Origin of the sequence: Methylobacterium sp. J-092 (assembly GCF_022829325.1) — a bacterium.
Lineage (GTDB): Bacteria > Pseudomonadota > Alphaproteobacteria > Rhizobiales > Beijerinckiaceae > Methylobacterium.
The window spans coordinates 83,712-106,025 of sequence record NZ_JAKSXU010000108.1 but is presented as its reverse complement, the minus strand read 5'-3'; the positions used below and the strand labels follow the sequence as shown (position 1 = coordinate 106,025).

The window sequence follows — 22,314 nt, the reverse complement described above, 5'->3', positions numbered from 1 at the left end:
ACCCCATTCGGGGGCCGCAATGCGAGACGGGGCCAGCGGAAGGCTGGGGAGGAGAGTGCCATGTTCAAGCGGCTGAGCGTCACGGCTCTGGGCAGTTGCCGCATCGTCAACCCGATGCGGAACGCCGCGCAGGCCTGCCTGATCGACCTCGCCAACGCGGATGTCTACGGCTACCTCCACACGGTGCGCGAGGTGCTGCAATTCCTCGATTTTCGCGATGGGCTGGCGCTGCCCCCCGAGATCGTGCCCTACCTCGCCGGCCCGCGCGGGCTGCCCACCCGCGCCAAGCCCGAAGAGACGTGCGTCTACCTCGTGGAGATCTCCTCGCTCAAGAGCGTGATGCTTGGCGAGTGGGTGCTGCAGCTCAATTACTTCACCGAGCGCTTCCGGGGCCATCCCAACCTCCTGAAGGTGCTCTACGCCGAACTCGGCGAGGACCAGCGCGACCGCCGCATTCTCGACCTCGCGGCGCACGCGGACTTCGCCGCCTTGGCGCCCTTCGAGCGCCACGTGCTCGCCGAATCGCATGTCGCCACCACAACGCGGGAGACGCTGGAGCGCGACGTCCTCGAGATCGTCGCCCGGCTGCCGCGCCCCGTCGTGTTCGTGACCCATTGTAACCTGGTCGACGCACAGGGCCGGGAGATCGAGAGCCGGGCGCGGATCAGCACCTGGATGGCCGAACTCGCCCGGAGCCACGGCATGCGGGTGTTCGACCCGACCCCGCACGTCCTTGCCTTCGGGGTCGAGGCCGCGATGGCCGAGGGCGGCGCCAGCCGGGCCCATTACGCCCCCGCCTTCGAGGCAATCCTCCAGGAAGAACTCCTCCACGAGGTCCGGCTCGCCGCTGCCTCCCTGCCGCGTACCACGCACGGGTTCGTGCCCGAATCTCCGATGCCGGTCCTGCGCCGCGCCATGCCGGCGCCGGCCGAGCCCGGCGAGCCTCCGATGCACCTGCGCGCGGCGGCCGCGATGCGAGCGGGCGACCTCGACGCCGCCGCGGCGGTGGCGCGCTCGGCCATCGCCGCCGACCCGCCCTGCGCGCCCGGCATCTCGGTGATCGCTCAGGTAGCCCTACGCCGGGGCGAACCCGAGACGGCCCTCGACTTCGCCCTGCGGGGGCGCGCCGCCAACCCGCGCAATTCCTCCTCGGTGGTCACGGCGGCCAAAGCGCTGACCAAGCTGAAGCGCTTCGAGGAGGCGGCCGTGATGTGGCGCGAGATGGCCGGCTGCCGCCGCGAGGCGACCTGGCCGCTGATCGAGGCCGCCCGATGCCACCTACGCGCCAAGCAGGCCGATGCGGGCCTTGCTCTCGCCGACGAGGTGCTGGAGCGCGAGCCCGCTGACACCGTGGCACTGGCGGTCAAGGCCGAGGCCCTGCGCCTGCTCGGTCGTTACGCCGAACTCGCCGCCGTGGCCGAGGCGCTCGCCGAGGCGAACCCGGAGGCCGCCCTCGCCATCATGCAGTGGATGATCGCGGCCGGCCGGGTCGAGGGCCTGACCCGCGTGGCGCGCCGGGTCTGCGCCGCGCCGCAGGGCGTGCCGGAGGCGCATCGCGATGACATCTGCCGCCAGTTGAAGGCGGCGGGCGAGCACGCGCTGGCCCAGGAATTCTGGGCCACCGGCGCCGAGGCCCTGCGTGCCTACTTGGTCTTCCATCCCGGCGACCGCACGGTCGCCCGCACCCTCACGAAGCTCACCACCCACTGGCTCAAGCCCGCCCGTTCGGCGGTGCAGTCGGGGGATCTCCGGGCGGCGGCCCAGGCCTACGACCTCGTCCTGCACATCGACCCCGAGGGGGTGAAGATCCTGCGCGAGGCGGCCTCCGCGGCAGAGAAGCGCGCCGACTGGACGCGGGCGGCCGATCTCTGGGACCAGGTCGAGCGTGCCGGCGACAGCGATGCCGCAACCCTCGTGCGCGCCGCCCGCGCCGCCGACCTCGCCGGGCGCCCGGAGCCGGCCCTCGGCTTCTATCGCCGCGCCGCCCGGGCCGATCCCGCCAACGCCAAGGCCCTGGCCTCGGCCGAATCCCTGTCGCGCCGCCTCGCCAAGCAGGCCCGCGCGCAAGAAGCAGCCGGGGACATCGACGGGGCCGTCCGCGCGGCCGCCATTGTACTGGCCGACAATCCCCAGGACCCGATCTGCACCCGGCTGCTGCGGCGGGGCGGCGCGCAGATTGCCTCCGCCCTGCGCCAAGCGGTGGCCGAGGGCGACGACGTCCGACAGGAAGCTCTCGCGACGCAACTCCTGCGCATCGATCCCGAGCGCTTCGAGGCCCTACGCGTCCTCTCGAAGGCGCGGCTCACCAGCGGCCGGTTCGATGAGGCCGCCCATCTCCTGCGCCGCCTCACCGTGGTGCAGTCGGACGTCGCCGCCCATTGGATCAAGCTCGGCCGCTGCCTGCGGCTGATGAAGAGCTACGACGAGGCCCGCGACGCTGCCCGGCAGGCCCTCGCCCGCGATCCGACCAGCCAGGCCGCGCATAAGATTCTGGCCGATCTCGGCGAGAGGCGAGCCCGTTGATCCGTCCTCCTCCCATCGCCCCGGAAGAGGCGGCCGCACCCGTCCGTGGATCCGCCGCTGGCGGCTTCCAGGGACCGGGCGAGCCGGTGCCGCACCTGGTTCTGAAGCGCGGCCATCGCGGGCGCTACCGCTTCAGTTTCCGCACTGCGCTGGGCGGCCTCGCCGGGGAGGTCTTCATCTCGCCCGAAGAGGGTGCCCGCGCGGATCACAAATCGGAGGCTGGCCGCCTCATCGCGCAGCTCGCCCTGTCCCTGCTGGATACGCTCGAGCACCAGACATCGTCGCCGCAGCGATGAAATTGTGTCGCTTCAAAGTAACATAAAAATCGGTCCCGTGAATAATTATCCGGCATGATGCCATTTTGAGCACGCGGATGCCGCCATCTGCGCAAGCATTCGGCGCGCCTGATGGGATTTTGGGGTTCACAACTCAGCCGTATTGCTGCATGACATGGCCGTCAGCGCGAGAGCGGCGGAGAACCTGCGAGTTTTTCTCTCGGCGTGACTGCCTGCGGGTTCTGCAAGCGCTGATTCGGTACGGTGTCTCGCCTGTGTTCAGGCATGCCCCACTTTCGCGGCCTCGCGTCCTTTGGCGAGGGTCCGATCAGAACGAGGACATCTTCATGACCGTTAGGATGGCGGCCCCGTTGCCCGGGCCAGGGCGCGGCTGATTCCGCGGGCCAGGAACGGCAGAAGAACGACGCCGGAATCCACGTGGCGAAGCCATCGGCTGACGCTCGCCGAAAACCGGACTTCCTCAGCAGACATGTCCGCGGAACAGCGCGTGACAGCCCAAAGGCCGAATTTTTTCAGCATCGGGCAATGAAAAATCCTGCGTTGCGGATAATAACTATGCTAATAATGACCGAAATTATAAGTACATATCAAACATATCTTTCAATCAAACAACAGAATCACCGCATGGAAATGCGGAAAGGGGACTATATTCATGGCTGACAACTTGGCTCACGGCTTCGCCTCGATGAACGGCGGCACGACTGGCGGCAGCGGCGGACCGAGCGTAACGGTCTCGACCGGCGCGGCGCTTCAGGCGGCGATCGACAAAGCCACGGGACCGCTGACGATCTATGTCGACGGTAAGATCACGCCGGGCAACAGCGGCGTCGACGCGATCAGCATCGCGAGCAAGAGCAACCTCTCGGTGATCGGCGTCGGCAGCAACGCTGATTTTGACGGCATCGGCATCCGCGTCAGCGGCGGTTCGTCGAACCTGATCATCCAGAACCTGAAGGTACATAACGTCGCGACCGGCCCGAAGGATGCGATTGGGATCGAGGGCGCCTCAAAGAACATCTGGATCGACCACAACGAGCTATACAGCAGTTTGACTGCCAACAAGGACTACTACGACGGTCTCCTCGATATTAAGCGCGGGGCTGAATACATTACGATCTCAAATAATTACCTGCATGATCATCACAAGACGTCGCTTGTAGGTTACTCGGACGCTGATACCGGTGGACGGTACATTACTTTTGACCACAACGTCTTCGAGAATATTGGCTCGCGTACCCCCAGCGTCCGGGACGGAGATGTACATATCTACGACAACTACTACAAGAACATCGAAACATCAGGCATCAATCTACGGATGGACGCTGTCGGCCTGATCGAGAATAACGTCTTCGAGAACGTCCACAACCCGATCGTCAGCCTGGACAGCGCCAAGATCGGCTACTGGGACCTCAGCGGAAACCTCCTGACCGACGTAACCTGGAGCAAGCCCGGCAGCCACGAGGCCACCGCCGAGAACGGCCTCTCCACCGCGTCCTACGACGTACCCTACGCCTACACCCTCGACGCCGCGGCGAGCGTCCCCGACCTCGACCGGGCGCAGGCGGGCGTCGGGCATCTCGGCGCCGCGACGCCGCTTCCGGTGTTGCCCGCCCCCGTAACATCCGCGCCGACGGCACCCGACCCGGTGGTGACGCCGCCGGCCACGCCGCCCGCACCGTCCGCGCCGGTCGAGACCACGCCCGCGCATCTCGGCACGCGCTCCGCTGATGTTCTCGACGGCACGGCCAGCGACGACCACATCGACGCCCTGCAGGGGCACGATCTGGTCCACGGCCATGACGGCAATGACATCCTGATCGGCGGGGACGGCCGCGACACCCTGTTCGGGGATGCCGGCAACGACACTTTGTCGGGCGGCACCGGCGACGATCGGCTCAACGGCGGCGCGGGCAACGACCACCTCGTTGGCGGCAACGGCAGCGACACCCTCGACGGCGGCGACGGCGACGACGCCCTTGAGGGCGGGGCGAGCCACGACGTTCTCATCGGCGGCGCGGGCAACGACCGCCTCGACGGCGGCAGCAATGCCGACGACATGACCGGCGGGACCGGCGACGACACCTATGTCGTCGACATCGCGCGCGACCGCGTGGTGGAACTGACGGGGGAGGGCAACGACACGGTCGAAAGCGCCACGAGCTACAAGCTCGGCGACAATGTCGAGAACCTGATCCTCACCGGATCGAGCGACAATTTCGCGACCGGCAACGCCCTCGACAACATCCTGATGGGCAATGCGGGCAACAATCGCATCGATGGCGGGGCGGGCAACGACGAACTCACGGGCGGTGCGGGCCGGGACGTCTTCGGCTTCACCAAAGGCGCGGGCGGCCAGGACGTCATCCACGACTTCGTCCTCGGGACCGACACCCTGGACTTCCACGGCTACCACGCGGCGGAGGCGACCCTGACGGAAAGTAGTGCGGGCACGACGCTCCAACTGCCGGGCGAGACCATCTTGCTCGAGGGTGTCCATCTCCATGCGGTGACCGCCGACTGGGCGCATTTCGCCTGAGGCCGGCCCAACGACCTTTTCGGAAGCCCCGTGAAGGGGGAGGCCGCCACGGGGCAGCCCGGCATCGTCATCGATGCCGGGCGGACGAGACGACGCGCGGCCGGGGCGCGCGGCCCTCCTCCCGGTCGCGCATCAAACACCCCCCCAATAACATCGGACTTAGCCAATTGGTCAAAGAAGTGGTCGATCGATCAAAGATATGACCGATTGATAACGGAGATGGCCAAACGGCCGATTGTTTCGATGACACAAGTCCCTCACTCTAGACTTGCTGCCCTGAGCCGCCGGACTCGACGCTGTCGAGCGCGGAGCCATAGAGCAGAAAGGGCAACGCCATGAAAGCCCGGGATCCGGCCGAGTTGATCTCGGCGCTTGCGCAGTGCCGCACGGCGTTCATCGGGGTGGCGGCGATGAGCGGGCTGGTGAACGTGCTCTATCTGACGGGCTCGTTCTTCATGCTCGAGGTCTACGACCGGGTCATCCCCAGCCACTCCGTTCCCACACTGATTGGCCTCTTCGTGCTGGCGCTGGTACTCTACGGCTTTCAAGGGGTGCTCGAGACCTTGCGCGTGCGGGTGCTCGCCCGCGTCGGCGCGGCGCTGGACGAATCCTTGAGCGGGCGCGTCTTCGACATCGTGGTGCGCGCCCCCCTCAAGGGCGCGGCCTCCGGCGACGGCCTCCTGCCCCTGCGCGATCTCGACGCTTTGCGTAGCTTCCTCGGCAGCTCGGGTCCCTCTGCGTTCTTCGATCTGCCCTGGATGCCGGTCTACCTTTTGATCTGCTTCCTGTTCCATCCGCTCATCGGGGTCGCGGCGCTCGCCGGCGCGGCCGTGCTTGCGACGCTCGGCCTGCTCACGGATCGGGCCACGCGTCAGCCCGCCCAGACGGCCACCGGCCACGGCCTACACCGCAACGGTCTCGCCGAGGCCGGGCGCCGCAACGCCGAGGTGCTGGCGGCACTTGGCATGCAGAGGCGCTTTTCCATCCGCTGGGCGGGGGCCAACGGCGATTACATGCAGGCTCAGCAGCGCGCCTCCGACATCGCAGGGGGCTTCGGCGCAACCTCGAAGGCCTTCCGCATGGCCCTGCAATCGGGCGTGCTGGCGCTCGGCGCCTACCTAGTCATCAACGGACAGGCAAGTGCCGGCATCATCATCGCGAGCTCCATTCTGGTGGCGCGCGCGCTGGCCCCGGCCGAGCTCGCCATCGCCAACTGGAAGGGCTTCGTCCAGGCTCAGCAGAGCTGGGGACGCCTATCCGAGCTTTTCGCCCGCATGCCGGCAGGCGCCCAAAAACACCTGCTCCCTGCGCCACGCCTCTCCCTCCGGGTCGAGGGCCTGAGCGTCGCGCCCCCCGGCACGCCCCGCCTCGCGGTGCAGGATGTCGGCTTCAGCCTCCGGGCGGGGCAGGGCCTCGGCATCATCGGCCCCTCGGCGTCGGGCAAGTCGAGCCTGGTGCGGGCGCTGGTCGGCGTCTGGCCGGCCATCCGCGGCAAGGTCCGCCTCGACGGGGCGGCCCTCGACCAGTGGTCGGCCGACGATCTCGGGCCGCATCTTGGCTTCTTGCCCCAAGAGGTCGAGCTCTTCGCCGGCACCGTGGCGGAGAACATCGCGCGTTTCGATCCGGAAGCGCGCGCGGAGGCCGTGATCGCGGCCGCGCAGGCGGCCGGCGTGCACGAGCTCGTCTTGCGCCTGCCGGAGGGCTACGACACCCGCATCGGCGAGGGCGGGGCGGGCCTGTCCGCCGGCCAGCGCCAGCGCGTGGGCCTCGCTCGCGCCCTCTACGGCGAACCCTTCCTCGTCATCCTCGATGAGCCCAACGCCAACCTAGACGCCGAGGGCGAGAACGCCCTGACCCAGGCGATCCTCGGCGTGCGCCGGCGGGGCAGCATCTGCGTGGTCATCGCGCACCGGCCCAGCGCGCTGGCGGCCGTCGACCTCATCCTGATGATGAGCGAGGGCCGGGCCCAGGCCTTCGGACCGAAGGACGAGGTCCTGAAGCGCGTGCTGCGCCCGGCCTCGGTTCCTGTCGAGACCCGCCCCATCGGAAGCCGCGCCGCGCCCGGCCCCCTGCAGGAGAGCGCCTGATGGCCGCCACCTTCACTCCTCGCACCCTCAATTCTCACCACGTCACGCCCGCCCGCACCGGCCCGCGCGCGCAGGGCTCGATCCGCTGCCATCTCGCGCTCAGCGCGGCCTTCTGCGCCTTCCTGGTCGTGGGGGTGGGCGGCTGGGCCACCTTCACCCAGATCTCCGGCGCGGTCATCGCGCCGGGCCAGCTCGTGGTGGAATCAGACGTCAAGAAGGTGCAGCACCCCACCGGCGGGGTGGTCGGCCAGCTCCTCGTGCGCGAAGGCGCCCGCGTGCAGGCGGGCGACGTGCTCATCCGCCTCGACGAGACCCAGGTGCGGGCCAACCTCGATATCGTCCTGAAGGCCATGGACGAGTTGGCCGCGCGCCGCGCCCGCAACGAGGCCGAGCGCGACGGGGCAGCGGTCGTCGCCTTCCTGCCCGACCTCCTAGCGCAGAAGGAAAGCGACCCGGCCGTGGCCCACCTCATCGAGGGCGAGACCCGGCTGTTCGCCTCGCGCGTGATGGGACGCGTGGGCCAGAAGGCGCAGCTGCGAGAGCGCGTCCTGCAGGTGCGCGAGGAGATCAAGGGGCTTACCGAGCAGGTCGCTGCCAAGGTGCGCGAGGTCGGCTTCATCACGGGCGAGCTCGACGGCGTGCGTGGGCTCTACGCGAAGAACCTAGTGCCGCTGGCCCGCGTCAACGCCCTGGAGCGCGACGCCGCCCGTCTCGACGGCGAGCGCGGCCAGCTCATCGCCGCCATCGCCTCGGCGCGCGGCAAAATCGCCGAGACCGAATTGCAAATCCTGCAAATCGACGGCGACATGCGAACCGAGACGGGCAAGGATCTCGCCGAGATCCGGGGCCGGTGGTCGGAGTACCGCGAGAAGCGCGTGGCGGCCGAGGACCAGTTGAAGCGTGTCGAGATGCGCAGCCCGCAGGCCGGCATCATCCACCAGATGACCGTGCACACGGTGGGCGGGCTGGTCACCCCCGCCGAGCCCGCCATGCTGATCGTGCCGGAGGCCGACCAACTCGCAGTCGAGGTCAAGATCGCCCCCCAGGACATCGACAACGTGCGGCTCGACCAGCCGGCGACCTTACGCTTTCCCGCCTTCAACCAACGGGTCACCCCAGAGATCGACGGGATTGTCAGTCTCGTCTCGGCGGACGTGACCTCCGACCCCAAGACCGGCCTGAGCTACTACGTGGCCCGCATCCGCGTGCCTGAGGACCAAAAGCAGCGCCTCGGCGCCGCCCGCCTTGTGCCCGGCATGCCCGTGGAGAGCTTCATGCAACTCGGAGACCGCTCGGTGATGAGCTACCTCGTCAAGCCCCTCTCCGACCAAATCGCAAAAGCCTGGAAGGAACGGTGAAACGGCTTCACACCATCGGAGTCGGGCTGGCGCCATACCCGGGATCATGCCGGACCTTGCGCTCACGCGAGCCGATGATCGTCTTAGCAAACATTGATTGATCTAGAGCAAACGCGCTTCATCGCTCCATAGTTATCACCGCCATCTCTTCTCGCTATCTTACAGTAATTTAACAAAATCTTGACTGTGACATGGTATTTTTGACATGCGAACAAGCGTTAAATTGGTCTTGCAGCGGCCCGGCACTCCTCGAAGCTTACCATTTATCAATCACGCCGCTCAATCGACGACGCCACATCGCGAAAATAATTGAGGCGATTGAACTAAATGTATCAATACATGAATAAGAAAATTACATAATCTATATGATAGGCTATTTGTAAAAATCAATAATAATTGGAACCCATGCAACATAATAGTGCCTAGTTATATTAATAAGACATTCAAAGATATTATTCAATAGAATTCACTGCCGCCTAGGGAGTCGCAAATGCTCGGAAGACCGCGTGGCACGCCGGATGACGTGAGCGATGAGCGCCTTTCCGACTCCAAACTTCAACGAAGCGCCTCTCTCATGCATTTTTACTTTGATCTCACCGATGGCCCGAACACGATATCCGATGCACAGGGCGTCGATGCGGCAGACCTCGCGGAAGCCATCGAGCAGGCCGGCATTGCGATCGAGGAACTACGCAGTGGCGGAGAGCTGGTGGATGTGGACAGCTTATGGGAACTCGTAATCAAAAATTCTGAGGGAAATGAGCTGTATCGCATGCCTATTATCGATCATTAAATTAAAAGCCATCAACCCAGAGCGCCTCACATATAGACCATACGCGCTCGTCAAAACAATTTTGCGGCATCGGCAGCACGGCTTTTTGCAAGCTTTTGATCCGTAGGTCTTGGGTTCGAGCCCCAACGCGCTCACCACCATTTTAGCCCAGTTAATGATTTGGCGCATTCTTTATGGCCTGGGATCAAGCTCTCGGTGTTGCGGGGACCTGCAACACGCCTCGCTGAAGGACATGGGATTGCGACGCTTGACGATCCGTCGTCCGCCGTTCCGTACGACACGGACGCATCACGACCGGCCTGCTGGTCAAACCGACCCGAGCCGCACGACGAAGCCGGAGAACCAAGGCGGAAGTCGAAACGGCGAGCGCGGTCGCGTCCGTGTCGCCCGTCAGCGATCGGCCGACGGCTCGACCTAAAAGCGACCGATCGCAGCGGCATCCCGCGCCGCGGGGGGAGGCGAACGGAACGGACACCATGCACCGCATCCTGCCTGCGATCCGAGGCGTGACGCTCTGGGCGGGGCTGAAGACCTGCGTCCAGGCCGAGAAGCTCTCCCATCGCGCCTTGCGAAGCGCCCGAGCCGTCCGCCACGGGCGTCGCTGCAACGCGGTCAATCGACATAGACGCCGGCGCCCACGAGCGCAGCGACGCCTCCGACGCGCGTTCCGCAGACATAGCTCCACTTGACGGACGGTATCGATGAACCGGGCTTGGGAAACATGTAGTCGACCCAGCCGGCGCCGAACCTATTGACGACGTCGATGAAGTCTTTGTGAAATCGGTTCCCGTCGGCATCGCGCTCGTTGAACAGATCCCGTCCCTCGCGATCCGGATGAGCGGCGTTGAACAGGACGGTGCCCTGCATGTCGACGACGAACAGGTATACGTCCCCATGACGCCAGAACGTATTCTTCTTGCGAAAATCTCCGAATGCTTCCGCACCGTGCGTTTCCAGAATCCGGGCCGCCTCATCAACGAGCGCCTCGATGTCCACCGCCTGGCTCGACGATGGAGGATTGATCATCTCGGCGACAAGGATCCTCGCGCTTAAGGCCAGCACCGCCGGCCAGATCAGCAGGGGCTTGAACATGCCGGCGCCTCGATGACGAGCACAACGGTCCTGCGACAGGCCGGGACCGGAGACCAGGACCTATTTGTCGGAACCCGTCATCGTCGACGAATTCCCATGCGTTTCGATTTCGGACGGGATGAAGGCGGCCGAGGTCGGCGTCTCGAAGGTGCGATCATTGCCTTTGTTGCGCCTCAGCACGATTGCCCACCAGCGCCGCTTGATGACAACGGGAATCTCAACAGCGTTGATAGGCGATCTCGAGCTTATAAGACAATCATGCCGATCGATGATTTGACCGAGCCGCTTCAGCGCCGCGAAATTCTGGGCGGCCATCAATTTATGTCCCAAGCAAGCGCCGCCCTCGTTCAAGCAAAGAAAAGTTTCCTCTGCGCGCGCAATAATATTCCTTGCTTCATCGCAATATAATCCGACTTTTGCCAGATCCGACATCTGCCACTCCATGTATACCACACGTGTGATGCTAGGAATCGCTTGGCCTCGTTACATCATGCGTTTGATGGATGCAATTGATGAATGCCGCAACACAGGTCAAACGGCGGGAGGCAGGGCGGAAACCGTTTGGTTTTCATGGCCTGACTGGCTCCGCAAGGCCAAAGAGCCCCGTAGGCAGCCGATTCTGCTTGGCCTTCGGGGAAGGATGGCTTACGTAAATTCCGATAAACAGTTAAGTTACGCCCTGCAAGGCCGTCGTCTTGCAATCGTCTTTCGAGTATATATTTTATAGCACGTCCTTATTTTCGACATCAACAACATAGAATTGCGTAAATTTGCAGTCTTGCAAGTCTAAGAGACGACTTCACGACGCAGCCGGGATGAGGGAAAAATCCAGGCTATTTACTGAAGCAAAAGTCATGCGCCTCATGAATTACCTTGATTTATTGCGATATACAAGTCTGTTATCGATTACTGAAGAAGTTACTTAGAAAAATTATATTTATTGGTTCTCGGCGACGGGCCGTGGAAGCGCCGGGCGCCGCTGATCATCGGGGGGCCGGACCTGAAGGGCGCGGCCGGGTGCGACGACCGGACGTTCGTCGGGGGCGTCCTCTGGATCCAGCGCCGCGGCTGGCCTCGACGCGATCCGCCGGAGGCTCCGAGCGGAACGGCGTGCTTCGTCGGTTCGGCTGCCGGAACCGGAGAGGGGGGTGGCGGCAGATCTCCGGGGCGCTGTCGGACGATCCCGGCTTCGAAGACCCGATCGTGGATGCCACCATCGCGCGCGCCCGCCGGCCTTCGGTCGGCGCCGGGGGCCGGCGATCGAGCCGCGTCCGACCCGGCGCTCGGACGTTCGCGCGGCCGGCGGAGCAGTCGGATCCATTTCGCCTTGCACGGCCCAGGCTGCCCGGTTGTGCTTCACCCTCGGCGCGGGCCGGAGGGGCGGTGCGCCTCAGGCCGAGAGCCTGATCACCGACCTTCGGGTCGACATCGTCACGGCCGATGCGGCCTGGGACAGGGATCGCCTGCGCGAAGCCCATCGCCGGCATCGTCCCAGGACTCGAACCACTGCCCACGCGGCCCGAAGTGCCCGACGATGCAGCTTCACGGGCTCGAGCCGGCCCAGGCATCCAAACCCGTCTTCGCCGCGGCGAGACGGAACACGCCCGTCAGCGCCACCCGAGCAGCACGAGGTAGCCGGAATAGGTGAGGGCGGTGGCCATCAGGGCGAGCGCGGTCGGATCCATGGCGGGCGGATACCGGGGGTGGTCCCGCGCGGCCATCCCGCGATCCGTCGCTGCGGCGGGATGCCCTGGCGCGGGCGGACGCTCAGGCGGCCTGCATCAGCACGAAGTCGTCGGGCACCGCGTCGGTGTGGACGTCGAACTGCGCCAGCAGCGCCGTGCCGAAGCTGGTGGAGATCGCGACGTCGGTGGCGTCGCGGCCGCGCGCGATGACGATGCGGCCGATCCGGCGCGCGTCGTGGCGGGCGTCGAAGGTGTACCAGCGGCCGCCGTTCGGGCCGTTCAGGTAGACCTCGAACCAGGCGGAGAAGTCCATCGGGTTGATGTCGACCGGCACGCCGATGTCGCCGAGATAGCCGGTGCAGTAGCGCGCCGGAATGTTCATGCAGCGGCACAGGGCGACGGCGAGGTGCGCGTAGTCGCGGCAGACGCCGACCTGCTGGTTGTAGCCGTCGAAGGCCGAGCGGGTGGCGTCGGCGAGCTGGTAGTCGAAGCGGATGCGCTGGTGCACCCAGGTGACGATCGCCTGCACCCGGGCCCAGCCCTCTTGCGTGTTGCCGAACAGCGACCACGCGATGCCGGAGAGCTTGTCGGTCTCGCAATAGCGCGAGCCCAGCAGGAACACGAGCACGTCGTCGGGCAGGTCCGGCACCGCGAATTGCTGCGCGGTCGGCTCGTAGGCGTCGAGCTCGCCGCTGTCGACGATCAGGAAGTCGGCCGACACCGTGATGCGCCCGCCCGGCGACAGCAGCCGCACGCAGGTGTTGCCGAACCCGTCGGTGTAGGTCCGCATCGGCACCGGCGGATCGACCCGCATCGCGTCGGAGGTGAGCAGGTCGATCGCCCGCGAGGGGTGGACGTTGAGCTGGTAGGTGAGCGCCGTCGGGCCGAACGTGTCGTAGCCGATCGTGTAGCCGGTCCGGATCTTCATGGGGCGCTCCGCCGCGAGGAGGAAAGACTTTCCAAATACCGGTAGAGGTGAATGTTCCTCATGCGGAAGTGTCGGAACGGGCATTCGGCGCTCAAAGAGTCGGCAAATGGCGCGGAACCGTCATTCGAGGCTCCCGAAACGTCGGGTGCGTGCCGGCCGGCGGCCGGAACGCGTCGTCGCCGAGGCGCGGCGGGCGTCGGTTCACTCCGCCGCGGCCTCGTAGCTGTCGGGGGCCGGGCAGGAGCACATCAGGTTGCGGTCGCCGTAGGCGTTGTCGACGCGGTTGACCGGCGGCCAGTACTTGTCGATGCCGCGCGCGCCCGACGGGAAGCAGGCCGCCTCCCGCGAATAGGGCCGCTCCCAGGCGCCGATCAGTCCCTGGACCGTGTGCGGCGCGTGCTTGAGGGGGTTGTCCGCCCGGTCCGCGCGGCCCTCCTCGATGGAGCGGATCTCGGCGCGGATCGCCAGCATCGCGTCGCAGAAGCGATCGATCTCGGCCTGGGTCTCGGATTCGGTCGGCTCGATCATCAGCGTGCCGGCCACCGGCCAGCTCATGGTCGGCGGGTGGAAGCCGCAATCGATCAGGCGCTTGGCGATGTCCTCGACCGTGATGCCGGCGCTCTTCTGGAAGGGGCGCACGTCGACGATGCACTCGTGCGCGACCCGGCCGTTGGCGCCGGCGTAGAGGATCGGGTAGGCGCGGCCGAGCCGGGCGGCGATGTAGTTGGCGTTGAGGATCGCGACGCGGGTCGCCTGGGCGAGGCCGCGCCCGCCCATCATCAGGCAGTAGCTCCAGGAGATCGGCAGGATCGAGGCCGAGCCGTAGGGGGCCGCCGAGACCGCCCCCTCCTCGCCCGAGCGCGGATCGGAGGGCAGGAACGGGATCAGGTGCGCCTTGACGCCGATCGGCCCCATGCCGGGCCCGCCGCCGCCGTGCGGGATGCAGAAGGTCTTGTGCAGGTTGAGGTGGCTGACGTCGGCGCCGATGTCGCCGGGCCGGGCCAGCCCGACCAGCGCGTTGAGGTTGGCGCCGTCGAGGTAGACCTGGCCGCCATGGGCGTGGACGACGTCGCAGAGCTCGCGCACCCGCACCTCGAACACCCCGTGGGTCGAGGGGTAGGTGATCATGCAGGCCGCGAGGTTATCGGAATGCCGCTCGGCCTTGGCGCGGAAATCCGCGACGTCGATGTTGCCGTTCGCGTCGGCGCCGACGACCACCACGCTCATCCCGCACATCTGCGCCGAGGCCGGGTTGGTGCCGTGGGCCGAGGACGGGATCAGGCAGATCGTCCGGTGCGCCGCGCCGCGGGAGAGGTGGTAGCGCCGGATCGCGAGCAGCCCGGCATACTCGCCCTGCGCGCCGGAATTCGGCTGCATCGAGATCGCGTCGTAGCCGGTGATCGCGCACAGCTTCCCGGACAGGTCGCCGATGAGCTCGTGATACCCGGCGGCCTGATCGGCCGGCACGAACGGATGGATCTCCGAGAATTCCGGCCAGGAGATCGGCAGCATCTCGGCGGTGGCGTTGAGCTTCATCGTGCAGGAGCCGAGCGGGATCATCGCCCGGTCGAGCGCCAGGTCGCGGTCGGCGAGGCGGCGCATGTAGCGCGTCATCTCGCTCTCGGCCCGGTTCATGTGGAAGATCGGGTGCGTGAGGTAGGCGGAGGTGCGGACCAAGCCGTCCGGCAGCCGGGACGCGGGCCAGGCCTCGTCGTAGATCGGATCCGTCGCCCCGAAGGCGCGCCAGACCGCCTGCAGGATGTCGGGGCGGGTGCGCTCGTCCACCGTGATGCCGATCCGGTCGTCGCCGACCTTGCGCAGGTTCACCCCGTTGGCAACCGCCTGGGCCAGGATCACGCCCTGGAACGCCCCGACCCGGACGGTGATCGTGTCGAAGAAGTGCTCGGGCTCGACCGTGAAGCCCAACGCCGCGAGCCCCTGGGCGAGGCGCACCGCGTCGCGGTGGACGCGCTGGGCGATGGCCTTCAGCCCGGCGGGGCCGTGGAACACCGCGTACATCGAGGCGATGACCGCGAGCAGCACCTGCGCGGTGCAGATGTTCGAGGTCGCCTTCTCCCGGCGGATGTGCTGCTCGCGGGTCTGCAGCGCGAGGCGGTAGGCACGGTGTCCGTGGGCGTCGACCGAGACGCCGACGAGGCGCCCGGGCAGCGCGCGCTTGTGCGCGTCGCGGGTCGCCATGTAGGCGGCGTGCGGTCCGCCGAACCCCATCGGCACGCCGTAGCGCTGCATCGAGCCGATCGCGATGTCGGCGCCCATCTCGCCGGGCGACCTCAGCAGTGTCAGGGCCAGCGGATCGGCCGCGACCGCGGCGATGGCGCCGGCCGCGTGCAGGGCCGCGATCGGCCCCGAGACGTCGTGGATCGCGCCGCAGACGCCGGGATACTGGAAGATCGCCCCGAAGACCGCTTCCGGGTCGAGGTCGGCGAGGGGATCGCCGACGACGATGCGCCAGCCCATCGGCGCGGCGCGCGTCCGCAGCACCGCGATGGTCTGGGGCAGGCAGTCGCGGTCGACGAAGAAGGCCTCGGCCTTCGAGCTGGCGACGCGGCGGGCCATGCCCATCGCCTCGGCGGCGGCTGTGGCCTCGTCCAGCAGCGAGGCGTTGGCGACGTCGAGGCCGGTGAGGTCGCAGACCAGCGTCTGGAAGTTGATCAGCGCCTCGAGCCGTCCCTGGCTGATCTCCGGCTGGTAGGGCGAGTAGGCGGTGTACCAGGCCGGGTTCTCGAAGATGTTGCGCTGGATCGCCGGCGGCATCGTTGTGCCGTGGTAGCCCTGGCCGATCAGCGAGACGAGGACCCGGTTGCGGTCGGCGATCTCGCGCATCCGCTCGATCGCCCGGCGCTCGGTCAGCGCGGGGCCGAAGGCGAGGTCGTCCGCGAGCGGCCGCGCCTGCCGGATGTCGGGTGGCAGGGTGTCGTCGATCAGCGCCTCCAGGCTCGGGGCCGCGACCACCGAGAGCATCGCGTCGATCTCGGCATGGGTCGGGCCGATGTGGCGGCGGTTGGCGAAGTCGTAGGGGTCGTAATGCGCGGTCATGGCGGCATCCCGGCTTGGAAGGGCGATAAGGCCGCCGGCGCGTCGGCGCCGGCGGCGGAGCGGCGGAGGCGGCTACTTCGGCAGGGCGGCGTAGGCGGCCTCGTCCATCAACCCGTCCATCTCGGACGGGTCGTCGAGGCGCAGGCGGTAGAGCCAGCCGGCCCCTTGCGGATCGGTGCCGACGGCGGCCGGGTCGCCCGCCGCCGCGTCGTTGACCGCGACGACCTCGCCCGAGAGCGGCGCGTAGACGTCCGAGGCCGCCTTGACCGATTCGACGACGGCCGCCGCCTCGCCCTTCGACAGCTTGGCGCCGACCTTCGGCAGCTCGATGAAGACGAGGTCGCCGAGCTGCTCGGCGGCATGCGCCGTGATGCCGACGGTGACGACCTCGCCCTCCGCCCTCAGCCACTCGTGCGCGTCGGTGAATCGCAGCATGGTCTTGCTCCTGACGGGATGTTTCAGATCCGGCCGCGCTTGAACCCGGCCGGGACGAAGGGGAGGGGGACGACCCGAACCGGCAGGCGCTGGCCGCGGACCTCGGCGAAGACGCGGGTGCCGTCGGTCCCGAGCGCGACGGGCAGCATCGCCATCGCCGCCGGCGCGCCGAGGCTCGGGCCGAAGCCGCCGGAGGTGACGGTGCCGACGGGCTCGGTGCCGGCCTCCTCGGCAAACAGCGGTGCCCCCGCCCGCACCGGGCTGCGCCCCTCCGGGCGCAGGCCGACGCGGCGGCGGGACGGGCCGGCGGCGATCTCGGCGAGGATCCGGGCGTCGCCCGGGAAGCCGCCGGCGCGTGCGCCGCCGATGCGGCGCACGGACGGGATCGCCCAGGCCAGGCCGGCTTCGACCGGCGAGGTGTCGGGGCCGATATCGGCGCCGTGCAGGCACAGGCCGGCTTCGAGCCGAAGCGAATCGCGGGCGCCGAGCCCGATCGGCATCACCGCCGCGTCCGCGAGCAGGGCCTCGGCGACGGCCTCGGCGGCGACGTCCGGCAGCGAGATCTCGAAGCCGTCCTCGCCGGTGTAGCCGGAGCGGGTCACGAGGCAGGCATGCCCGAGGATCGGAACCTCCGCCGCATCCATGAAGCGCATCGCCGCGACCTGCGGGGCGATGCGCGCCAGGGCGGCTTCCGCCTTCGGGCCCTGGAGCGCGATCAGCGCGCGGTCGAGCGCCGTCGCCGTCACCGCGGCGGGAAGATAGGCCCGGAGATGGGCGAGGTCGGCCGCCTTGTTGGCGGCGTTGACCACCAGCACCAGCCGGTCGCCGAGATTGCCCACCATCAGGTCGTCGCGGATGCCGCCGGCGGCGTCGGTCAGCAGGCCGTAGCGCTGCCGGCCGGGCTTCAGCCCGACGATGTCGGCCGGGATCAGGGCCTCGAGGGCGCGGGCGACCTCGGCCGGGTCGTCCGCCGCGAGCGCGATCTGGCCCATATGGGACACGTCGAACAGGCCGGCGTTCGCGCGGGTGTGAAGGTGCTCCTTCAGCAGCCCGGCGGGATAGTGCAACGGCATGTCGTAGCCGGAGAACGGCACCATCCGCGCGCCGCGGCGCAGATGCAGGGCGTGCAGCGGGGTGCGCAGCAGGCCGGAAGCGCGGGGGGTGTCGACGGTCGCGAGGGGGTCCGCATGCATCTGGTGTTTCCACGACGACGAGCCGCCGAAGAACGCGGATGCGTTCCTCGGATGCCCCCATCTGTCGCGGTTACCTGAGAGCTTCCCCCGGACGCCGCGTCGGCGGTCTCCGAGGTTTCTCCTTCGGTGGGCGCCAGGTGGCGCCTCTCTCCAGATCGTCCAACGATACGGTGATTGTGCCTGAGAGTTTCCGGGGGTGGTTGCTCCGTCGGCGCCATGATCGGTCGTCGGACCGATCTGGGCTCTCCCGTATCGCTTTATGCGGACGCGGCCAGACTGGCATTCTGCGATGCGGCCGGCAAGCGCCGGCCGGACAACCTGCCCCCGACTGTCACGCTTTCCGCTGCCGGAAGGGGTGTCATCGGCCGGGGAATGTTCGCACCGCCTTCGAAAACGCGATGGACGCCGCCGGCGCTTCCAGCGATACATCCTGCTAAAGATGCAGGGGAGGGTTGCGTTTGGCACAGGACATCATCCTGTCCACGACCGGGTTGACCAAGGAGTTCAAGGGGTTCCGCGCCGTGAACGGCGTGACGCTCGAGGTTGTGCGCGGCACCATCCACGCGCTGATCGGCCCGAACGGCGCTGGCAAGACCACCTGCTTCAACCTTCTCACCAAGTTCCTCAGCCCCACGGCCGGCGCGATCCATTACAAGGGCCGCGACATCAGCCGCCTGCAGCCGGCCGACGTCGCCCGGCTCGGGCTGGTGCGCTCGTTCCAGATCTCGGCGGTGTTCCCCCACCTCACGGTGATGGAGAACGTCCGCATCGCGCTGCAGCGGCGCAAGCACGGCGACTCCTTCGACTTCTGGCGCGCCGAGACGGTGCTGCGCCGCCTCGATGCCGAGGCCCTGGACCTCGTCGACCAGGTCGGCCTGTCGGAATTCGCCGGCCACCAGGCGGTGGAGCTGTCCTACGGCCGCAAGCGCGCGCTCGAGATCGCCACCACCCTGGCGCTCGATCCCGAGATGCTGCTGCTCGACGAGCCGATGGCCGGGATGGGCCACGAGGACGTCGAGCGCACCGCGGCCCTGATCCGCCGGGTCGGCAAGGACCGCACCATCCTGATGGTCGAGCACAACCTGTCGGTGGTCGCCTCGCTCTCCGACCGGATCACCGTGCTGGCCCGCGGCCAGGTGCTGGCGGAGGGCGACTACGCCACCGTGTCGAAGGATCCGCGCGTGATCGAGGCGTATATCGGGGCCGGGCATGGCTGAGGCGGCGCTGAAGACCGTTCCGCGCGCGAGCTCGGACGCCCTGCTGGCGGTGCGCGGCCTGGAGGGCTGGTACGGCGAGAGCCACGTCCTGCACGGGATCGACCTCGACGTGCGGGCCGGCGAGGTGGTGACGCTGCTCGGCCGCAACGGCGCGGGCAAGACCACGACGCTGCGCGCCATCATCGGCATCCTGGCGCGCCGCGCCGGCTCGATCACCTACGAGGGCATCGAGACGATCGGGATGGCCTCGCGCAACATCGCCCGGCTCGGCCTCGGCTACGTGCCGGAGGAGCGCGGAATCTTCGCGAGCCTCACGGTGGCCGAGAACCTGATGCTGCCGCCGATCGTGAAGCCGGGCGGCATGTCGGTGGCCGAGATCCACACCCTGTTCCCGAACCTCAAGGAGCGGGCCGGCAGCCAGGGCACCAAGCTCTCGGGCGGCGAGCAGCAGATGCTGGCCATCGGCCGCATCCTGCGCACCGGCGCCAAGCTGATCCTGCTGGACGAGCCGACCGAGGGGCTCGCCCCCGTCATCGTCCAGCAGATCGGCCGGACGATCCGGGAGCTGAAGGGCCGCGGCTACACCATCGTTCTCGTCGAGCAGAACTTCCGCTTCGCCCAGACGCTCGCCGACCGCCACGTGGTGATCGAGCAGGGGCGGGTGGTCGACGAGATCGCCAACGACGCGCTTGACGCCAATATCGACAAGCTCCACGCCTATCTCGGGGTCTGAAGACCTCGGGCATCGACGGACTTCTAGAGTCCTCATACGAAGAGAAACGCGACGCACGAGGCCGACGACGGACGGGCACTTGGCCCCGACGCGTAAAACGGCCGGCGCACCGAGGAGGACGGACCGGATGCTGAGACGAATGCTGCTTGCCGCCGCGCTGGGGACCCTGACGGCGGCGGCCGCGCAGGGTCAGACGCCGGTCAAGATCGGCGTGCTCACCGACCGCTCCGGCGTCTACGCCGACATCGCGGGCGAGGGCTCGCTCGTGGCCGCCCGGATGGCGGTCGAGGACTTCAAGGCCGCCGACAAGGGCCTCAAGGTCGAGGTCATCTCGGCCGACCACCAGAACAAGCCCGACGTCGGCTCGGCGATCGCGCGGCAATGGTACGACCGCGACGGCGTCGACATGATCATCGACGGCGTGACCTCCTCCGTGGCCCTGGCGATCAACCAGGTCACCAAGGAGAAGAACAGGACCTTCATCGACACCGGCGCCGGCACCGCCGACCTCACCGGCGTGCAATGCACCCCCAACACCGTGCACTGGGTCTACGACACGGTGGCGCTCGCCAACGGCACCGGCGGCGCCATGGTCAAGCGCGGCGGCGACACCTGGTTCTTCCTCACCGCCGACTACGTCTTCGGCCAGACGCTCCAGCGCGACACCACCGCGGTCGTCACCAAGAACGGCGGCAAGGTCGTCGGCTCGGTCAAGACCCCGTTCCCGACCGCCGACTTCTCCTCGTTCCTGCTGCAGGCGCAGGGGTCGGGCGCCAAGGTGATCGGGCTCGCCAACGCCGGCGGCGACACCATCAACGCGATCAAGCAGGCCGGCGAGTTCGGCATCACCGAGGGCGGGCAGGCGCTGGCCGGCCTCCTCGTCTTCTCCTCCGACGTGCATTCGCTCGGCACCAAGGTGGCCCAGGGGCTCGTCCTGACCGAGCCGTTCTACTGGGACCTCACCGACGCCACCCGCGCCTTCTCGGACCGCTTCGCCAAGCAGATGGGCGGCAAGAAGCCCACCGCCAACCATGCCGGCGTCTACGCAGGCACGCTCCACTACCTCAAGGCGGTCGAGGCGCTGAAGGCGGCCTCCGACGGCGCCAAGGTCGTCGCCAGGATGAAGGACATGCCGACCGACGACCCGCTGTTCGGCAAGGGCACGATCCGCGTCGACGGGCGCAAGATCCACGACATGTACCTGTTCGAGGTCAAGAAGCCCGCCGAGTCCAAGGGCGAGTGGGACCTCTACAAGCTGCTGGCCACCATCCCCGGCAACGAGGTGTTCCGCCCGCTGAACGAGGGCGGCTGCCCCCTCGTAAAGGGCTGAGCGGTTGGCGTTCTCCCGCGGCGCACGGCGCGCCGCGGCGTCGGGGCAGACGATGGCTGGGTTGCGATGACCACGATCTTCGGCGTGCCGATGCAGGCGCTGTTCGGCCAGCTCCTGCTCGGGCTGATCAACGGCTCGTTCTACGCGATCCTCAGCCTGGGGCTGGCGATCATCTTCGGGCTTCTGAACATCATCAACTTCGCCCACGGGGCGCTGTACATGATGGGCGCCTTCGTCGCCTGGATGCTGCTCAACTACCTCGGGGTCAACTACTGGTGGGCGCTGGCCCTGGCACCGCTCCTCGTCGGCGCCTTCGGCATCGTGCTCGAGCGGGTGCTGATCGCGCGGCTGTACAAGCTCGACCACCTCTACGGCCTGCTGCTGACCTTCGGCATGGCGCTGATCATCCAGGGGCTGTTCCGCAACTACTACGGCGTCTCGGGCCTGCCCTACGCGATCCCGCCGGAACTGTCCGGCGGGCAGCGCCTGCCGTTCATGTTCCTGCCGAACTACCGCGCCTGGGTCGTGGTCGCGTCGCTGGCCGTGTGCCTGGCCACCTGGCTCGTCATCGAGAAGACCAAGCTCGGCTCGTACCTGCGCGCGGCGACCGAGAACCCGACCCTGGTCCAGGCCTTCGGCGTCAACGTGCCCCTGTTCCTGACCCTGACCTACGGCTTCGGCGTCGCGCTCGCGGGCTTCGCCGGGGTGCTCGCCGCGCCGATCTACTCGGTCAACCCGAACATGGGCGCCGACATCATCATCGTGGTCTTCGCCGTGGTGGTGATCGGCGGCATGGGCTCGATCCTCGGCTCGGTGATCACCGGGTTCGGCCTCGGGCTGATCGAGGGGCTGACCAAGGTGTTCTATCCCGAGGCCTCGGCCACCGTGATCTTCGTGATCATGGTGCTGGTGCTGCTGGTGAAGCCCGCCGGCCTGTTCGGGCGGACGGCCTGATGCGCCAGCCCACGCCGACGAGCGCCGAGGCCGGCCCGCCCACGCGCGGTCGGCGGCAAGCGCGACCGCGCGTCGCCGCAGGTGCGGCGGACGCCAT

The 22,314-nt window shown here is 67.6% G+C and carries 16 protein-coding genes and 1 riboswitch; of the genes, 10 read left to right on the top strand and 6 right to left on the bottom strand.

The window, feature by feature from the left end; translation table 11 throughout:
• The first annotated feature begins 60 nt into the window (after positions 1-60).
• The 6 genes from MKK60_RS12200 to MKK60_RS12175 all read left to right on the top strand — a co-directional run bounded on the left by MKK60_RS12200 (position 61) and on the right by MKK60_RS12175 (position 9,593).
• Positions 61-2,523, top strand: a complete 2,463-nt coding sequence (locus MKK60_RS12200) for a tetratricopeptide repeat protein (RefSeq protein ID WP_243986070.1) — start codon at positions 61-63, stop codon at positions 2,521-2,523.
• The gene (locus MKK60_RS12195) at positions 2,520-2,819 is read left to right on the top strand and encodes a hypothetical protein (protein WP_243986068.1); all 300 of its coding nucleotides are present in this window, start codon (positions 2,520-2,522) and stop codon (positions 2,817-2,819) included. Before MKK60_RS12200 ends, MKK60_RS12195 begins: the two co-directional genes overlap by 4 nt.
• A 652-nt stretch (positions 2,820-3,471) precedes the next feature.
• Positions 3,472-5,355 carry a hypothetical protein gene (locus MKK60_RS12190; protein ID WP_243986066.1) on the top strand — a complete coding sequence of 628 codons (1,884 nt, stop codon included), beginning with the start codon at positions 3,472-3,474 and terminating at the stop codon, positions 5,353-5,355.
• A 335-nt stretch (positions 5,356-5,690) separates the two neighbouring features.
• Positions 5,691-7,442, top strand: coding sequence for a type I secretion system permease/ATPase (locus MKK60_RS12185; protein ID WP_243986064.1), 1,752 nt, complete (start codon positions 5,691-5,693; stop codon positions 7,440-7,442).
• Positions 7,442-8,800, top strand: a complete 1,359-nt coding sequence (locus MKK60_RS12180; protein WP_243986062.1) for an HlyD family type I secretion periplasmic adaptor subunit — start codon at positions 7,442-7,444, stop codon at positions 8,798-8,800. The genes MKK60_RS12185 and MKK60_RS12180 overlap by 1 nt, the downstream gene beginning before the upstream one ends.
• 523 nt (positions 8,801-9,323) lie before the next feature.
• Complete coding sequence (locus MKK60_RS12175) at positions 9,324-9,593, top strand: DUF6894 family protein (protein WP_243986059.1); 270 nt, start codon at positions 9,324-9,326, stop codon at positions 9,591-9,593.
• Positions 9,594-10,205: 612 nt separating this feature from the next.
• Here MKK60_RS12175 and MKK60_RS12170 read toward each other — a convergent pair.
• From MKK60_RS12170 to gcvT, 6 genes are all read right to left on the bottom strand, one after another.
• Positions 10,206-10,685 carry a cache domain-containing protein gene (locus MKK60_RS12170; protein ID WP_147725812.1) on the bottom strand — a complete coding sequence of 160 codons (480 nt, stop codon included), beginning with the start codon at positions 10,683-10,685 and terminating at the stop codon, positions 10,206-10,208.
• Between the two features lie 60 nt (positions 10,686-10,745).
• Positions 10,746-11,117, bottom strand: a complete 372-nt coding sequence (locus MKK60_RS12165) for a hypothetical protein (RefSeq protein WP_243933221.1) — start codon at positions 11,115-11,117, stop codon at positions 10,746-10,748.
• Positions 11,118-12,452: 1,335 nt separating this feature from the next.
• On the bottom strand, positions 12,453-13,298 hold the full coding sequence (locus MKK60_RS12160) for a transglutaminase-like domain-containing protein (RefSeq protein ID WP_147725810.1): 846 nt from the start codon (positions 13,296-13,298) through the stop codon (positions 12,453-12,455).
• A 201-nt stretch (positions 13,299-13,499) separates the two neighbouring features.
• Positions 13,500-16,355, bottom strand: coding sequence for an aminomethyl-transferring glycine dehydrogenase (gene gcvP, locus MKK60_RS12155; RefSeq protein WP_243986058.1), 2,856 nt, complete (start codon positions 16,353-16,355; stop codon positions 13,500-13,502).
• A 72-nt stretch (positions 16,356-16,427) separates the two neighbouring features.
• Positions 16,428-16,790, bottom strand: coding sequence for a glycine cleavage system protein GcvH (gene gcvH / locus MKK60_RS12150; RefSeq protein ID WP_147725808.1), 363 nt, complete (start codon positions 16,788-16,790; stop codon positions 16,428-16,430).
• A 23-nt stretch (positions 16,791-16,813) separates the two neighbouring features.
• Positions 16,814-17,983: a glycine cleavage system aminomethyltransferase GcvT gene (gene gcvT, locus MKK60_RS12145; RefSeq protein ID WP_243986057.1), complete on the bottom strand. Its 1,170-nt coding sequence runs from the start codon at positions 17,981-17,983 to the stop codon at positions 16,814-16,816.
• Between the two features lie 158 nt (positions 17,984-18,141).
• A riboswitch (glycine riboswitch) is annotated at positions 18,142-18,243 on the bottom strand.
• A 198-nt stretch (positions 18,244-18,441) separates the two neighbouring features.
• Between gcvT and MKK60_RS12140 the strand changes: the two genes are divergently transcribed.
• The 4 genes from MKK60_RS12140 (at position 18,442) to MKK60_RS12125 (ending at position 22,217) form a co-directional block, all read left to right on the top strand.
• Entirely contained in the window at positions 18,442-19,200 is a 759-nt protein-coding gene (locus MKK60_RS12140) for an ABC transporter ATP-binding protein (RefSeq protein WP_243933215.1), read from the top strand.
• Positions 19,193-19,933, top strand: a complete 741-nt coding sequence (locus MKK60_RS12135) for an ABC transporter ATP-binding protein (RefSeq protein WP_243986056.1) — start codon at positions 19,193-19,195, stop codon at positions 19,931-19,933. The genes MKK60_RS12140 and MKK60_RS12135 overlap by 8 nt, the downstream gene beginning before the upstream one ends.
• 127 nt (positions 19,934-20,060) lie before the next feature.
• A complete protein-coding gene (locus MKK60_RS12130; RefSeq protein ID WP_147842723.1) occupies positions 20,061-21,263 on the top strand; it encodes an ABC transporter substrate-binding protein in 1,203 nt (400 codons plus the stop codon).
• A 66-nt stretch (positions 21,264-21,329) separates the two neighbouring features.
• Positions 21,330-22,217, top strand: a complete 888-nt coding sequence (locus MKK60_RS12125; protein ID WP_147842724.1) for a branched-chain amino acid ABC transporter permease — start codon at positions 21,330-21,332, stop codon at positions 22,215-22,217.
• Positions 22,218-22,314 lie beyond the last annotated feature (97 nt).

What these genes read in the sequence shown, in the direction of transcription:
- MKK60_RS12200 (WP_243986070.1), top strand. Translation starts at nt 61, where the DNA reads ATGTTCAAGCGGCTGAGCGTCACGGCTCTGGGCAGTTGCCGCATCGTC.
- MKK60_RS12190 (WP_243986066.1), top strand. Translation starts at nt 3,472, where the DNA reads ATGGCTGACAACTTGGCTCACGGCTTCGCCTCGATGAACGGCGGCACG.
- MKK60_RS12185 (WP_243986064.1), top strand. Translation starts at nt 5,691, where the DNA reads ATGAAAGCCCGGGATCCGGCCGAGTTGATCTCGGCGCTTGCGCAGTGC.
- MKK60_RS12180 (WP_243986062.1), top strand. Translation starts at nt 7,442, where the DNA reads ATGGCCGCCACCTTCACTCCTCGCACCCTCAATTCTCACCACGTCACG.
- MKK60_RS12170 (WP_147725812.1), bottom strand. Translation starts at nt 10,685, where the DNA reads ATGTTCAAGCCCCTGCTGATCTGGCCGGCGGTGCTGGCCTTAAGCGCG.
- MKK60_RS12165 (WP_243933221.1), bottom strand. Translation starts at nt 11,117, where the DNA reads ATGTCGGATCTGGCAAAAGTCGGATTATATTGCGATGAAGCAAGGAAT.
- MKK60_RS12160 (WP_147725810.1), bottom strand. Translation starts at nt 13,298, where the DNA reads ATGAAGATCCGGACCGGCTACACGATCGGCTACGACACGTTCGGCCCG.
- gcvP (WP_243986058.1), bottom strand. Translation starts at nt 16,355, where the DNA reads ATGACCGCGCATTACGACCCCTACGACTTCGCCAACCGCCGCCACATC.
- gcvH (WP_147725808.1), bottom strand. Translation starts at nt 16,790, where the DNA reads ATGCTGCGATTCACCGACGCGCACGAGTGGCTGAGGGCGGAGGGCGAG.
- gcvT (WP_243986057.1), bottom strand. Translation starts at nt 17,983, where the DNA reads ATGCATGCGGACCCCCTCGCGACCGTCGACACCCCCCGCGCTTCCGGC.
- MKK60_RS12135 (WP_243986056.1), top strand. Translation starts at nt 19,193, where the DNA reads ATGGCTGAGGCGGCGCTGAAGACCGTTCCGCGCGCGAGCTCGGACGCC.
- MKK60_RS12130 (WP_147842723.1), top strand. Translation starts at nt 20,061, where the DNA reads ATGCTGAGACGAATGCTGCTTGCCGCCGCGCTGGGGACCCTGACGGCG.
- MKK60_RS12125 (WP_147842724.1), top strand. Translation starts at nt 21,330, where the DNA reads ATGACCACGATCTTCGGCGTGCCGATGCAGGCGCTGTTCGGCCAGCTC.